Annotated in this window: 14 protein-coding genes; 7 read left to right on the top strand and 7 right to left on the bottom strand. The window is 60.5% G+C overall.

Annotated features, from left to right (window positions below; translation table 11 throughout):
• Positions 1-10 precede the first annotated feature (10 nt).
• The gene (locus tag HBO05_RS00690; RefSeq protein ID WP_170057394.1) at positions 11-574 is read left to right on the top strand and encodes a TetR/AcrR family transcriptional regulator; all 564 of its coding nucleotides are present in this window, start codon (positions 11-13) and stop codon (positions 572-574) included.
• Positions 575-618: 44 nt separating this feature from the next.
• A complete protein-coding gene (locus HBO05_RS00685) occupies positions 619-1,098 on the top strand; it encodes a nuclear transport factor 2 family protein (protein WP_170057395.1) in 480 nt (159 codons plus the stop codon).
• Between the two features lie 7 nt (positions 1,099-1,105).
• Here the strand turns inward: HBO05_RS00685 and HBO05_RS00680 are convergent, their stop codons facing one another.
• From HBO05_RS00680 to HBO05_RS00665, 4 genes are all read right to left on the bottom strand, one after another.
• Positions 1,106-2,263, bottom strand: a complete 1,158-nt coding sequence (locus HBO05_RS00680) for a PQQ-dependent sugar dehydrogenase (RefSeq protein WP_170041485.1) — start codon at positions 2,261-2,263, stop codon at positions 1,106-1,108.
• A gap of 19 nt (positions 2,264-2,282) precedes the next feature.
• Positions 2,283-2,600: a hypothetical protein gene (locus HBO05_RS00675; protein WP_170041486.1), complete on the bottom strand. Its 318-nt coding sequence runs from the start codon at positions 2,598-2,600 to the stop codon at positions 2,283-2,285.
• A 210-nt stretch (positions 2,601-2,810) separates the two neighbouring features.
• On the bottom strand, positions 2,811-3,710 hold the full coding sequence (gene lpxO / locus HBO05_RS00670) for a lipid A hydroxylase LpxO (RefSeq protein ID WP_169957305.1): 900 nt from the start codon (positions 3,708-3,710) through the stop codon (positions 2,811-2,813).
• A gap of 278 nt (positions 3,711-3,988) precedes the next feature.
• The gene (locus HBO05_RS00665; RefSeq protein WP_172311191.1) at positions 3,989-5,332 is read right to left on the bottom strand and encodes a Wzz/FepE/Etk N-terminal domain-containing protein; all 1,344 of its coding nucleotides are present in this window, start codon (positions 5,330-5,332) and stop codon (positions 3,989-3,991) included.
• 390 nt (positions 5,333-5,722) lie between these two features.
• Here HBO05_RS00665 and HBO05_RS00660 point away from each other — a divergent pair, with 390 nt between their 5' ends.
• Positions 5,723-6,121 (top strand): TIGR03067 domain-containing protein, encoded by a 399-nt coding sequence (locus tag HBO05_RS00660; protein WP_169957309.1) that lies wholly within the window; start codon positions 5,723-5,725, stop codon positions 6,119-6,121.
• Positions 6,122-6,238: 117 nt separating this feature from the next.
• Here the strand turns inward: HBO05_RS00660 and HBO05_RS00655 are convergent, their stop codons facing one another.
• A complete protein-coding gene (locus tag HBO05_RS00655; RefSeq protein ID WP_172311189.1) occupies positions 6,239-7,051 on the bottom strand; it encodes a class I SAM-dependent methyltransferase in 813 nt (270 codons plus the stop codon).
• A 467-nt stretch (positions 7,052-7,518) separates the two neighbouring features.
• Here HBO05_RS00655 and HBO05_RS00650 point away from each other — a divergent pair, with 467 nt between their 5' ends.
• Both HBO05_RS00650 and HBO05_RS00645 read left to right on the top strand, forming a co-directional pair.
• Positions 7,519-9,105, top strand: coding sequence for an ABC-F family ATPase (locus HBO05_RS00650; protein WP_082445592.1), 1,587 nt, complete (start codon positions 7,519-7,521; stop codon positions 9,103-9,105).
• A gap of 177 nt (positions 9,106-9,282) precedes the next feature.
• Positions 9,283-10,455 carry an MFS transporter gene (locus tag HBO05_RS00645; protein WP_172311187.1) on the top strand — a complete coding sequence of 391 codons (1,173 nt, stop codon included), beginning with the start codon at positions 9,283-9,285 and terminating at the stop codon, positions 10,453-10,455.
• Here the strand turns inward: HBO05_RS00645 and HBO05_RS00640 are convergent.
• Positions 10,449-11,486: a dienelactone hydrolase gene (locus tag HBO05_RS00640; protein WP_169952457.1), complete on the bottom strand. Its 1,038-nt coding sequence runs from the start codon at positions 11,484-11,486 to the stop codon at positions 10,449-10,451. The two genes, HBO05_RS00645 and HBO05_RS00640, sit on opposite strands and share 7 nt — an antisense overlap.
• 181 nt (positions 11,487-11,667) lie before the next feature.
• Positions 11,668-12,279: an FMN-dependent NADH-azoreductase gene (locus tag HBO05_RS00635; RefSeq protein ID WP_169952460.1), complete on the bottom strand. Its 612-nt coding sequence runs from the start codon at positions 12,277-12,279 to the stop codon at positions 11,668-11,670.
• A 126-nt stretch (positions 12,280-12,405) separates the two neighbouring features.
• Here HBO05_RS00635 and HBO05_RS00630 point away from each other — a divergent pair, with 126 nt between their 5' ends.
• Positions 12,406-13,314 carry a LysR substrate-binding domain-containing protein gene (locus HBO05_RS00630; RefSeq protein WP_170041490.1) on the top strand — a complete coding sequence of 303 codons (909 nt, stop codon included), beginning with the start codon at positions 12,406-12,408 and terminating at the stop codon, positions 13,312-13,314.
• A gap of 11 nt (positions 13,315-13,325) precedes the next feature.
• Positions 13,326-13,676, top strand: a complete 351-nt coding sequence (locus HBO05_RS00625; RefSeq protein ID WP_057440098.1) for an MmcQ/YjbR family DNA-binding protein — start codon at positions 13,326-13,328, stop codon at positions 13,674-13,676.
• Positions 13,677-13,685 lie beyond the last annotated feature (9 nt).

Here is a 13,685-nt window from a genome sequence, read left to right as displayed (position 1 = left end):
TGTTCGCAACATGAACGATATGACCAACAATGAAACCCGCGAGATTATCCTGGACGTCACCGAAAAGTTGATCTACCGGCATGGCATTGCAGCCACCGGCATGGATCTGCTGGTGAAAACCGCCGGTGTCTCCAGGAAGAGTATCTACCGCTACTTTGCCAATAAGGACGAACTGGTGATCGCCGCCCTGCAGCGGCGCGACGCGCGTTGGCTGCTGTGGCTGCGCAGCGAGGTCGAGCAATACGCCGGCAGCGGCGCCCGTTTGCTCGGCGTGTTCAGCGCCCTCAAGGCCTGGTTCGGCTCTGCGGACTTTCGCGGTTGCGCCTTTATCAATACCAGCGGCGAGACCGGCAACCCGCAAGACCCGGTTCGCTTACTGGCCAAGGCGCACAAACAGAAACTGTTCGAGTACCTGCTTGAACTGTGCAAGGCCCATGGCACGCCGGCCCCGGAGAAGCAGGCCGCGCAACTGCTGATCCTGGTCGATGGCGCCATTACCATCGCCCTGATCATGGGCGATGTCACCGCCGCTGATAATGCGCAATGCATGGCGCAGGACTTATTGGCACTTTGAAAGTTGTCTGGGTTTAACAACTAACGATCCAAAGGAGCAGTCAAATGACCGCCAATGTACACGTGCGTCCGCCCTTACCGCCCTTTACCGAGCAATCGGCCATTGAAAAGATCCGTCTCGCCGAAGACGGCTGGAACTCCCGCGATCCGCAGCGCGTGTCGCTGGCCTACACCCTGGACACAAGGTGGCGCAATCGCGCCGAGTTCGCCCATAACCGCGAGCAGGCCAAGGATTTTCTCACCCGCAAATGGGCCAGGGAACTGGACTACCGCTTGATCAAGGAGCTATGGGCGTTTACCGGCAACCGCATCGCGGTGCGTTATGCCTATGAATGGCACGACGATTCCGGTAACTGGTTCCGCTCCTACGGCAACGAGAATTGGGAGTTTGACCAGGACGGCCTGATGTCCAATCGGCATGCGTGCATCAATGACATGCCGATCAAGGAAAGCGAACGCAAATTCCACTGGCCCCTGGGACGGCGCCCGGATGATCATCCGGGGCTGTCCGAACTGGGGCTGTAGGAGCCGGTCAATCCTGCTTCAAGCCCACCTGATACAACACGCCATCATCCTCATCCGTGAGTACGTACAGGAAGCCATCCGGGCCCTGGCGTACATCGCGGATGCGCGCCTTCAACTCGCCCAGCAGGCGCTCTTCGTGGACCACCTTGTCGCCGTCGAACTGCAGGCGGATCAGCTCCTGGCTGGCCAGGGCGCCGATAAACAGGTTGTGCTGCCAGGCCTTGAAGCGGTCGGCGTCGTAGAACGCCATGCCGCTGATGGCCGGTGACTTTTCCCACACATGATGGGGCCCGACCGTGCCTTCGGCCGTCTTGCCCTTGGCCTCGGGAATCGGCAGCAAGGAATAGTTGATGCCATGGGTCGCCAAGGGCCAGCCGTAGTTCTTGCCACGTTCGATGATATTGATCTCATCACCGCCGCGTGGGCCATGTTCGTTTTCCCAGAGGGTGCCGGTCCACGGGTTCAGCGCAGCGCCCTGGGGGTTGCGCTGGCCATAGGACCAGATTTCCGGCCGCGCTCCTGGCTGGCCGACAAACGGGTTGTCATCCGGTACGCGGCCGTCGGGGTAGATCCGCACTACCTTGCCCTGCAACTTGTCCAGGTCCTGGGCCGTCGGGCGATCATTGTTCTCGCCCAGGGTCACAAACAGGTAGCCATCGCGGTCAAACACCAGGCGCGAGCCAAAATGGTTGCCGGTGGAGAGCTTGGGCTCCTGGCGCAGGATCACCTGGAAGTCCTTGAGGCCGCTCAGGTCGTCACTCAAGCGGCCACGTCCTACCGCCGTGCCGGCCGTACCGCCCTTGCCCCCCCCTTCGGCGTAGGACAGGTAGACCAAGCGGTCCTCCTTGAAATCCGGTGACAACACCACATCCAGCAAACCGCCCTGCCCCTTGGCCCAGACTTGCGGCACGCCACTCAGCGGCGCGGACAATTTGCCATCACTGCTCACAAAACGCAGCGCGCCCGGCCGTTCGGTGACCAAAAAGCCCTGTTTGTCGGGTAAAAACGCCACCGCCCATGGGTGGTCCAGGCCTTTGACAATCGGGGTCGCGGTGATGCTGCCTTGCTCGCTGGGGAACTGCCGGGTCTCGGCGGCCAACGCGGGCAGCGCGCTTGCCAGGGCGCTAGCGCAGCAGGTCGCTAAAAGAGTTGTGCGTAGAAACATACCGTGGGGTTCCTTGCGTTCAGGGCCGGCGATTGCCATTGGCATCTTGCGTCGGGGCTGAAGGTTGGGTGGCGGGACGTGCAGGTGCTGCATCACGTTGCGGATAGCGGTTGCCGATACCGCCATTTTCCAGGGTCGGCGGCCGAGGCACCGGCGCGGTGTAGGTACCGCGGGTGGCGGGCGTATTGGGCTGGGTGCCCTGCATGCTGTTGGGATTGGCCCGTTTGATCGGGCTGTTATACGGGTTGTTGTTGCCGGGCAGGTTCTGCGCCTGCGCCCCGCCACTCAAGGCAAGGCCCAGGGCCAGCACTACAAGGCTGCGCGTACGGCTGTTCATGACAAAACCTCTGTAGGGTGAGGAATACCTGCATTCGATAACACGCTACGCCCTGGGTTCGGATTTGGTAACCAAATACTTTCCATGCAGGTGTAACACGGCTTTTCGAATGCCCCTACGCCAACCGGCAGCGGCTCAGCAAGAAGATAGGGCAGAAACTGGGGACCCAGCCGCCTGAGTAGCCCCCGCCAGTGGCAAGGGGCCTTACTCTCAGATCAATATGAAAATCACTGCCAAACCAGCAAAGATCGCCCACTTCTCCAGGTAATACCGGGTGCGGTTACGCTTTTTCAGCTCCTTGCCGCGCAGGCGGATCTTGTACAGGCGGGTAAAGGCGCGGTTCAAGCCGCCGGTCTTGTCCCCGGCATCATTGGGCGAGCCGGCGGCGGCCATGACATTGCGGCTGAACCAGCGATTGAACGCCGCAGCCCAACGGTATTTCATCGGTCGCTCAATATCGCAGAACAAGATGATGCGGTTTTGCTGGGTGGTGTTTTCGGCGTAGTGAATGTAAGTCTCGTCAAACATCACCGCCTCGCCGTCGCGCCAGTGATAGTTTTCACCGTCCACGTTGATATAGCAGCCTGGATCGTTGGGTGTATCCAACCCCAGGTGGTAACGATAGGAGCCAGCATAAGGATCGCGATGGCGCACCAATTTCGAGCCTGGAGGCAGTTCGGCAAACATCGCGGCCTTGATCGAACCGATGCTTTGCACAAGCTCCGTAGTACGCGGGCACAGCTTCATGGCCGAGGGATGGCTGTCGCCGTACCACTTGAGGTAGAAGCGTTTCCAGCCCGATTTGAAAAACGAGTTGAAACCCACGTCGTTGTATTGGTCCGAGCGCTTGATCTCACCGGCGCGCATCAGGTTCTGGCCCTCCTCGCGAATCTCCTGCCAGTGCTCCTGGAGCGGGCTCAGGTCGGGGAAATCGCTGGGCGAGAGATACGGGCGGCCGGGCAGTTTGGAGAATAGGTAAAGGAAGCAATTGACCGGGGCGAGGAAGGTCGAGTGGTCGCTTAATTGACGGCCCAGCTTATGTCGCACCCGGCCACGCAGATGGACATACGCGATGGAGACAACGTAGAGAGCAACAATGATGAGTTTCACGGGAATTCGTCACATGTCAGAAGAGTACAGGCTGCTCCTCCAGGCCGGGCCAGGGAGGGAAAATGCAGCACCTGAAATCACAATTCGTTAACAGCCCACGAGTGCCTTGGAGACAGTTCGGATAGTGGCCAATGGCAGTTATTTTAGCCATAGATTGTAACCAAAGGTTAACTAAGAATTGTGAAAAGGTGTCTTCCAACTGTATAGCCGCGCCACCTCGGACGCGGGGTGGCGGGTCTTGCGGGCTGCGACGCAGCCCGGCAAACGAGCGGCGTGACTCAGCCCAGTGGCTGGTCATCCTTGCGTTCGCGCTTGGCAAAGCGGTCGTCGTCCAGGGGCGAATAGGCCACTGGCTTGCCGCGTGCCAGCACCAGATGGCGAACCAGCGCGATCAATATCCCCAGCAGCAAACCGCCCACCAGGCTCAACGCAACCACCAGGATTTTCTTCGGCTTGACCGGGCTCAGGGGCTCCTGGGCGCGCCGGTCAATGGTCACCAGTTTCAAGGCGCTCATATCGATATTCAGGCTACGCAGGCGCGCCACTTCAGCGCGCAAGGGCTCGACATCCTGCAGGAAAATATCTTCATTGCCCCGACGCTTCATCACCTCGACCTGGCGATTGACCTCCAGCAACTGCAGTTCCTTGCCGATTTCGGCGACACGGCTGTTGGTGAAGTCATCACTGGTACGCTGCTGCAGGGCCGTGCGCTCGGCTTCCAGGGCGTCGGTGCCGAGGAAGTACAGGGGAATCTGCTGGTTGTTGACCTCGGTGCGCATCACCTGGCTCGTGCCACTACGCCCAGCATCGGCCATGGACGACGGCGTGGTCGGGTTCTTGATGCCCATGGACTTGGCAATCGAGATGGCCTCGTTCAACTCTGCCAGGCGGTTGGAACGCTGCATTTTCATCTGTAGGCGCAGGGCGCTGAGTTCGTCTTCAAGCTGTGCGCGCTTGAGCTTGTCGCCTTCCAGCAGCTTGGCGATCTTCGATTCCTTGTCGGTTTCATAATTGGCGCGCGCCGCGTCAATCTTGCCCTTGAGCTCGGTAAGGCGGTTGTTGACGATCACCTTGAGATCGGCGCCCACTTGCTCGCGCTCGGCTGCAATGGCGTAGTCGACAAAACCGTTGAGAATCGCGACCCCGTCCATATCCGTGGGGTATTGCAGCTCAAGACGGATATAGCTACTGAGGGAATCTGCTTTCTTCGGATCGGGCAGGATCAGCTTGATCGAGTTGCGGTTGAACGCTTCGAAACTCTGCTCAAGGCTGCGGCCCGGCTCCTGAAACGCCTGGAACAACGCCGGGTTGGCTTTGAAGAAGCTCAGTCGCGCGTCGTACGAATCCAACTGCGCGCCCACTTTGGCCAGCGCGTCCGCCGGTGGCAACTTGTAGACCTCGGAGCGATTGAGTGCGTCCAGTTCATTGATAGCTGCCGGCCTCAGCACGCTGCTGACCTGGTACTCACGGGGAGCGAGCAGCGCGTAGCCAACACCAAGCAGGCCGGCAAAGAAGGTACAGCCGATGACCAGTTTCTTCTGCCGCCAAATCGAGTGAAACAGCTCAAATAAATCAATTTCGTCAGACACCACGGGGGCGTGCACCTGGGGAGTTCTATTCAAAATGGGGACACCCTTCAAAAAATGGACGCTGGCTGTCCACTACACGATAGATCTGAATAACCAACTGAAAATGCAGGGACAACGCCCTGTATATGGCTCGTACGACACGAGGCAACGGTCATCCGACCATTTAGCCACTGAAAAAATCCCTATCGCATGGAGTTTGTTTTCCTTCACAAAAATCAATGTCATCCATGACATTGATCAGCGTAGACGACATATCGAGCAGCATCGTTCTTACGATATGTCAAAATCGCTGCTTGCAAGGGGGAGAACTCAACTACTTGGCTTTTTTGAGACATTTCCTGCAGAAAGCTCCATGCCAGTTTTTAAAAAAATTGGCTGGTAGACAAACCGCCCTGCCCGGCCCATCAATAAAAGGAGCTTTTGATGCCATCACCCATATCGAGCCCAACGCAACTGGATAGACAGGCCCTGCAAGGCACCTGGGAGCAAATTGCCCTGGAAGACAGTGGTGTCATTAATCCACCGGACGAGCACAGTGCACCAGGTGCGCTGACCACGATTGACGGTGATCGATTCCGGGTCGAGACCGTCGACGGCAACGTACTGCTAGAGGGGTGTTTTAGCCTGGACGCCAGCACCACGCCCAAAAGCATCACTTGGATAGATTCCATAGGGGCCGACGCCGGCAAATGCCTGCCGGCCAGCTACACCTTGGATGACAGGCACTTCGTGTTCATCGCAGCGGATGAAGGCATGCCCCGGCCAACGCGTTTCAGTACGACGCCAGGGCAAACCATGCGCACGTTTGTGCGCAGGTCTTGAGCAGGCAGGTTTTTGCGACAGGATTTTCACAAAGTGTTCACCTTTGACGCGTTAGGTTAAACCCAACTCCTCAGATGAATCCCTTGGCCCGCCGCCCCAGCGGGCCTTTTTTTGCCTTCAGGCCGAGCGTTTTACCGCAGTCAGCGTGTAGCACATGGGCAATTGCGCGGCCTGGTTTTCGTACCGGTCGTACAGCTCTTCGCGATTGGAGTGCGGGTATTCCTGCAAATGACTGATCTGCAGCCCTGCCGCGATGGCCGCGCTGACAGTCTCCCCCAGGGTATGCACAAACCAGTAGGACGTGGCGGCGGCACTTTTGCTGGTGCCTTCATAGACGATTGCCTCGTTCTGCACAAAAGGCTCGCGGCGAAAGTAGGAGGTGGCCGGCAGCATCGGGTTGGCCGCTTCGGGGTCGAACACTTCCAGGAATGGATGGGTCTCGTAGATCACCAGCGTGCCCCCCTCTTTCAGGGTGCTGGCAACATGCCGCATAAACAGCCCGATATCTGGCATCCAACCCAGCACGCCGATGGTGATCAGGGCGATATCAAACCGCCCCAACACACCCTCGGGCAAATGATGAACATCGGCTTCGATAAATTCAGGTGCATGCGGCGAGCGGCTGGCCAGTTCCACCGCCTGCGCCAGAAACGCATCGGACTGGTCGACCCCGACCACACTGCGGGCACCAAGCCCATACAGCGACAGGCTCTCACGGCCGTTGTTGCAGCCCAGTTGCACGGCGTCCCGACCCTGTATGCCCACCTGCAACAACACTGAGGTCAGGGTGGGATCCAGGCAGCTGAAGTCGGGCTCGCCGACGCCGGCGAGCAGGCCTTGCCAGTGCTCGGTGGTTTTATGGTGTTCGGCGGATTCGTTCCAGGCGGCCTTGTTACTGGCGATCGCCTGTTGAGCAGACAGCGTGTCCATTGCGTCTCCAAACCATTGAGCGTGCGCAACAGGATGGCAATGAGCGCCGTCAAAAAAAGAAGGTGGTTCGCCCCGCACCGACAGCCTCGCCATCCTTGAACCGGTAAAGAGCCATCACTGCAGGGCGAACGGTGGAAACTTAATCCACGGCCATTGGATGTTCAACTGTTATCAACCACAAACCTGACAATCGATACAATTTCGATACAACTCGATGAATTTTGTAGAATTTCCCGCCAGAACAGACCCGCGCCGCACTTCTTGGCGCCGGACAAGACTGCCTGTCATATAACTCGCGCCTCACATATGCGACAATGCGCGCCAAATTCCAACATGCACCCCATATTTTCTGCTCGGCGACTGGGCTTCACGCCTTGATGTCGCTGTTGACGCATGCCCGTTGGCCCGGGCTCCGAATGGGTCCCGGCCCAAATAAGCGCACCCCAAGCTATTGATAGGTAAAGTAATTGATCTCCACAGCTAACATCACCATGCAGTTCGGCGCCAAGCCGCTGTTTGAGAACGTCTCGGTCAAGTTCGGCGCCGGCAACCGTTATGGTTTGATCGGTGCCAACGGTTGCGGCAAGTCGACCTTCATGAAAATCCTCGGTGGCGACCTCGACCCGTCCGGCGGCCAGGTCATGCTGGAACCGAACGTGCGCCTGGGTAAACTGCGCCAGGATCAGTTCGCCTACGAAGAATTCAACGTGATCGACACCGTGATCATGGGTCACGAAGAGCTGTGGAAGGTCAAGGCCGAGCGCGATCGCATCTACTCGCTGCCGGAAATGAGCGAAGAAGACGGCATGGCCGTGGCCGAGCTGGAAACCGAGTTCGCCGAAATGGACGGCTACACCGCCGAATCCCGTGCCGGTGAACTGCTGCTGGGCCTGGGTATCGGCATCGAGCAGCACTTCGGCCCGATGAGCGAAGTGTCCCCAGGCTGGAAGCTGCGCGTACTGCTGGCCCAGGCGCTGTTCTCGGATCCGGAAGTGCTGCTGCTCGACGAACCGACGAACCACCTGGACATCAACACCATCCGCTGGCTGGAAAACGTCCTGACCCAGCGTAACAGCCTGATGATCATCATCTCTCACGACCGTCACTTCCTGAACAGCGTGTGCACGCACATGGCTGACCTGGACTACGGCGAGCTGCGCCTGTTCCCGGGCAACTACGATGAGTACATGACCGTGGCCACCCAGTCCCGCGAGCAATTGCTGTCGGACAACGCCAAGAAGAAAGCGCAGATCTCCGAACTGCAATCGTTCGTCAGCCGTTTCTCGGCCAACGCCTCGAAAGCCAAGCAGGCCACTTCCCGCGCCAAGGCAATCGACAAGATCCAACTGGCCGAGGTCAAGCCTTCGAGCCGTGTGAGCCCGTTCATCCGCTTCGAGCAGACCAAGAAGCTGCATCGCCAGGCGGTCATCGTCGAGCGCATGGCCAAGGGCTTTGACGGCAAGACCCTGTTCAAGGACTTCAGCTTCCAGGTTGAAGCGGGCGAGCGCGTGGCGATCATCGGCCCGAACGGTATCGGCAAGACCACCCTGCTGCGCACCCTGGTCAACGAACTGACCCCGGACGCCGGCAGCGTGAAGTGGACCGACGCGGCTGAGCTGGGCTACTACGCCCAGGACCATGCCCACGACTTCGAAGACGACGTCACCTTGTTCGACTGGATGGGCCAGTGGGCCCAGGGCGAACAAGTGATCCGCGGCACCCTCGGCCGCATGCTGTTCTCCAACGACGAGATCCTCAAGTCGGTCAAGGTCATCTCCGGTGGTGAGCAAGGTCGCATGCTGTTCGGCAAGCTGATCCTGCAAAAGCCCAACGTGCTGGTCATGGATGAACCGACCAACCACTTGGACATGGAATCCATCGAGGCGCTGAACCTGGCGCTGGAGAACTACCCGGGCACGCTGATCTTCGTCAGCCACGACCGTGAGTTCGTATCGTCCCTGGCCACTCGCATCATCGAGCTGAGCCCAAGCGGCGTGATCGACTTCAGCGGCACCTATGACGACTACCTGCGTAGCCAGGGCGTGGTGTTTTAAGGGCAGCCAATAGCGGCTGGCTACACGCTGCAAGTAAAAGCCCCGTCAGCAGTGACGGGGCTTTTTGCATTTCCAGGCTCGACCAACGGAGCGTCAAGCCAATGATTGTTAGCCTGCTTCCTTTTCTCCCCAGCCCTTGCCATGATGGGTTCACCGCCCTGCCGCGAATGAGCCTCCATGCCTGCCGCCCCCAGCTCCCTGTCGATCACCCTGCAGATCGTCTCCATCGTCTTCTATACCTTTATCGCGTTTATCTGCATCGGCCTGCCGATTGCGGTGATTCCCGGCTACGTCCATGAACAACTGGGCTTCAGTGCGGTAGTGGCGGGCATCACCATCGGTTCGCAGTACCTGGCCACCCTCCTCAGCCGGCCCATGGCCGGGCGCATGTCGGACAACGTCGGCACCAAGCGCGCGATTGTGCTCGGCTTGAGCGGCATCCTGCTCAGCGGCGTCTTGACCCTGTTCGCCACTGCGCTGCAAAGCCTGCCCAATCTGAGCCTGGGAATTCTGATTGTCGGCCGAGTGCTGCTGGGCGTGGCCCAGGGCCTGATCGGTGTCGGCACTATCAGTTGGTGCATGGGCCAGGTCGGCGCCGAACACACCGCCCGCTCGATCTCCTGGAACGGCATCGCGTCCTACGGCGCCATAGCCATTGGTGCGCCGCTGGGTGTGGTGATGGTTGCGCAATATGGCTACAACAGCCTCGGTATCGCGCTGGCGGTGCTGGCCGGGCTGGGCCTGGTGCTGATCCGCAAAAAGCCCTCGGTGCCGGTGGTGCGCGGCGAGCGCCTGCCGTTCTGGGCGGTGTTCGGGCGGATTGCACCGTTTGGCGCCAGCCTGTGCCTGGCATCCATTGGCTACGGCACCCTGACCACCTTCATTACCCTGTTCTACCTGAGCCGCGGCTGGACCGGCGCCGCCTGGTGCCTGACGGTGTTTGGCATCTGCTTTATCCTCTCGCGCCTGCTGTTTATCTCCAGCATCAACCGTTTTGGCGGGTTTCGCGCAGCGATTGCCTGCATGACCCTGGAAACCCTCGGCCTGGCCCTGCTATGGCTCGCACCCTCTCCCGCCATCGCCCTGGTCGGCGCCGGCCTCACCGGCTTTGGCCTGTCCCTGGTGTACCCGGCATTGGGCGTCGAAGCCATCAAACAGGTGCCCAACAGCAGCCGGGGCGCGGGGCTGAGTGCCTATGCGGTGTTTTTTGACCTGGCGCTGGCGATTGCCGGGCCGTTGATGGGCGCGGTGGCGTTGAACCTGGGCTACTCGTGGATTTTCTTTTGCGCGGCGCTACTGTCCGTCACAGGCCTGGGCCTGACCCTGCTGCTGATGCGCCGGGCCTATTGATCGGCGGTCTGTAGGCCGGCTCGCGAGTGCTGGCCAAGGGTGCGCCCGAAAAAACGCCCGGCCTCGGAAATCAGGTCACGGTGAATGCCCTCGCGGTCCACCCCATCGGCATCCGTACACAGCGCCGGCATCAGCGCCAACTGCTCATCATCGCAAGGGGCCATGAAGATAAAGTGCCCGGCCCCGGCCAACAGCTTGAAATCCGGCGGCTGCGGCAGCTTGCGCGCCAGGGCGGCGGCGTTTTTATCCACGGCCACCAGCTTGTCACCGTCGCCGCTATACAGCAGCACCGGCACATGCACGTCGCCCAGGGTGTGCCGACCAAACATCAGGCTCAGCGGGGCCATGAGCATCAACGCATGGATCCGGGAGTCGGCCTGGGGTTGCAGGTCATCGCGGTCGACCACCAGCTCGCCCTTGGTCGTGCAAGCGTCACGGTCTTCGGGGCGTTCCATGCAATAGCGGCGCAAACGCTCGAAATCCGGCTTGGCCCCGGCCAGGATCAGCGCCGTCTCGCCGCCTGCCGAATAGCCGATCACGCCCACCTGGTCGACATTGACGAACGGCGACAGCATTGGGTCGCCCAAGGTGGCGCTAATCGCTGCCGAAATCTGGATCGGGCGGCCATACAGGTTGCTCAAGGTGCCCAGGCGGCTGTGGTCCTTGTAGTTGTCGCCAGGATGCAGCACCGCCACCACCACAAACCCCTTGCGCGCCAGCGACGTCGCCAAATCGTGCAAGGCCAGGGGCGTGCCGGTGTTGCCATGGGACAACATCAACAGCGGGAAGCGGCCAATGGCGACCTTGGCATCCTCGGTGGCGGCGACGCGATAGGCGCCCACCTGGCTGATATGTTCGCGGCCGGTGGACGGATAAAAGGCGATGGCTTTCATCGGCTGCGAATCCAGCGGGTCGAGAAAGCTCATGCGGTGATAGCCCACGCTCCAATGGGGGTGCGGGGCCACGGCAGCGTGCACTGGAACGAGGCCGCCGAACAGGGAAACCAGCAAGACTGCACAAAGACGCATCATGGGGATGTCCACCTGTGCTGCGTGACGCCTGCGAGTGGGCGGTATGGCCCTGTGTTGCATAACCTGCGCCAGATTCGCCCACCCAAAACAAAAAACTCCGTAATCCGCTGGTTTTCAGGCCAGCAGAATACAGAGTTTAGGCGCCTCGAATCAGATTGATAGCGAGCCGCGGTGAAATCTCTTACGCAGCGACGAACAGTTGCTCGCTGATCTGCGCATTGGCGTCGTTCAGCGCCTTGCTGCGTGCTTCGTCACCATAGGCCAGGCCGTGGGCACGTACGAACTCAACGTCGGTAATGCCGAAGAAGCCCAGCAGCACCTTCAAGTAGTCCTCGTGCGCCACACCGGTCGGCTGACCCACATGCAGGCCACCGGCGGTGGAGACCACGATGACTTTCTTGTTGCCGCACAAGCCTTGCGGGCCGGCTTCGGTGTAGCGGAACGTCTGGCCGGCAACAGCAATGCGGTCGATCCAGGCCTTGAGTTGGGTGGGGATGGTGAAGTTGTACATCGGCGCGGCGATGACCACCGCGTCGGCCGCCAGGAACTCGGCCAGGGTCGAGGCGCTCAGGTCGGCTTCGTGCTTCTGCACCGCATCACGCAGTTCGGCAGCGGTGCCCAGGGCGCCCAGGGTGATCCCGGAAAAATGGTTGATCCCTTCGCTGGCCAAGTCGCGGTAGGTGACTTCCACACCCGGCTCGGCCGCTTGCCAGGCCTTGACCACTTCGCGGCTCAACTGACGGGATACCGAGTTGTCGCCGAGGATGCTGGAATCGATATGCAAGAGTTTCATGTGGGATCTCCAAGTGAGGACCGCCACCGGGCGATCTGATGGAGAGAATCCTACAGATCAACCCAATAGCCGATTAGCCGGTTAAAATGCGATAGTTCGTCCCACTGACAGGACAATAGGCCCAACATGCAAGACCTCAATGACCTCTACTATTTCGCCAAGGTGGTGGAAGCCGGTGGCTTCGCGGCCGCTGGCCGGCTGCTGGGGATCCCCAAGTCGCGGCTGTCACGGCGCATTGCCGAACTGGAGGAACGCCTCGGCGCCCGCCTGTTGCAGCGCACCACCCGGCAACTGACCCTGACCGCCGTCGGCGAACGCTACCTGGGGCATTGCCAGGCGATGCTGCTGGAAGCGGAAATGGCCGACGAAGCCGTGGCCAACATGTCCAGCGAGCCCCGTGGCCGCCTGCGCGTCAGTTGCCCGGTGGGCCTGGCCCACGAAATCCTGCCGACGGTGGTGGCGCAATTTCTCGCAGCCCACCCGCTGGTGCAATTGGAGATGATGCTGATCAATCGCCGCGTCGACCTGGTAGCCGAGGGCGTGGACGTGGCCCTGCGCGTGCGCGAACTGGGGGACGAAGACCCGCTGCTGGTGACCCGCCGCCTGCGTCAGGCGCAGACGGCCATGGTCGCCAGCCCCGAGTTTGTGCGTGGCCATCAGATCAACACCCCGGCCGACCTCAAGCACCTGCCGGTATTGGGCGCCCTGGAAGCCGACCGCATGGTCCACCTGCGCATGCTCGACCCTGCCGGCAATGCCACCGACCTGGCCATGGAGGCACGCCTGGGCATCGACGACTTCCTGGTGCGCAAGGCCAGCGCCCTCGCCGGCCTGGGCTTCACCGTGCTGCCGATGATGTATTGCGAGCAGGAGTTGGAAACCGGCCAACTGGTGCAATTGCTACCCGAATGGTCACTGCCTGGCGGCTGGCTGCAAGCGGTGTACCCGCACCGACGCGGCGTATCCCCAGCGGTGCGCGCCTGGATCGACTTTTTGGCCCACGCCTTCAACAATTGCGGAGATCGCCTGCTATGAACACCCGGATCATGACCGAAGACGACGTCGCCCAGTTCTGCCTGGGCCTGCCCGGTGCGCGCGAGGATTACAAATGGGGTGGAGTGCGGGTGTTCTCGATTGCCGGCAACAAGATGTTCGCGTTGCAGAACCTGCGGGGTGACTCCCTGGCGTTCAAGGTCGACAAGGAGCTGTTCCTCGGCCACGTGGACCGCCCGGGCATCCACCCGGCGCCGTACCTGGCACGCGCGCAGTGGATCATCATGCAACTGCCCTACCCGCTGGGCGGCGAGGAGTTGCGCGGTTTGCTGCAGCGCTCCCACCAGTTGGTGGTGAGCAAACTGCCCAAGCGTACGCAGATCGGCCTGAGGCTGGACGAGTAAGCCAGTCCA

Origin of the sequence: Pseudomonas sp. WS 5079 (genome assembly GCF_012985465.1) — a bacterium.
Classification (GTDB): Bacteria; Pseudomonadota; Gammaproteobacteria; order Pseudomonadales; family Pseudomonadaceae; genus Aquipseudomonas.
Note: the sequence above shows the minus strand (reverse complement) of the source record. Positions and strands in the feature narration are given on the sequence as shown.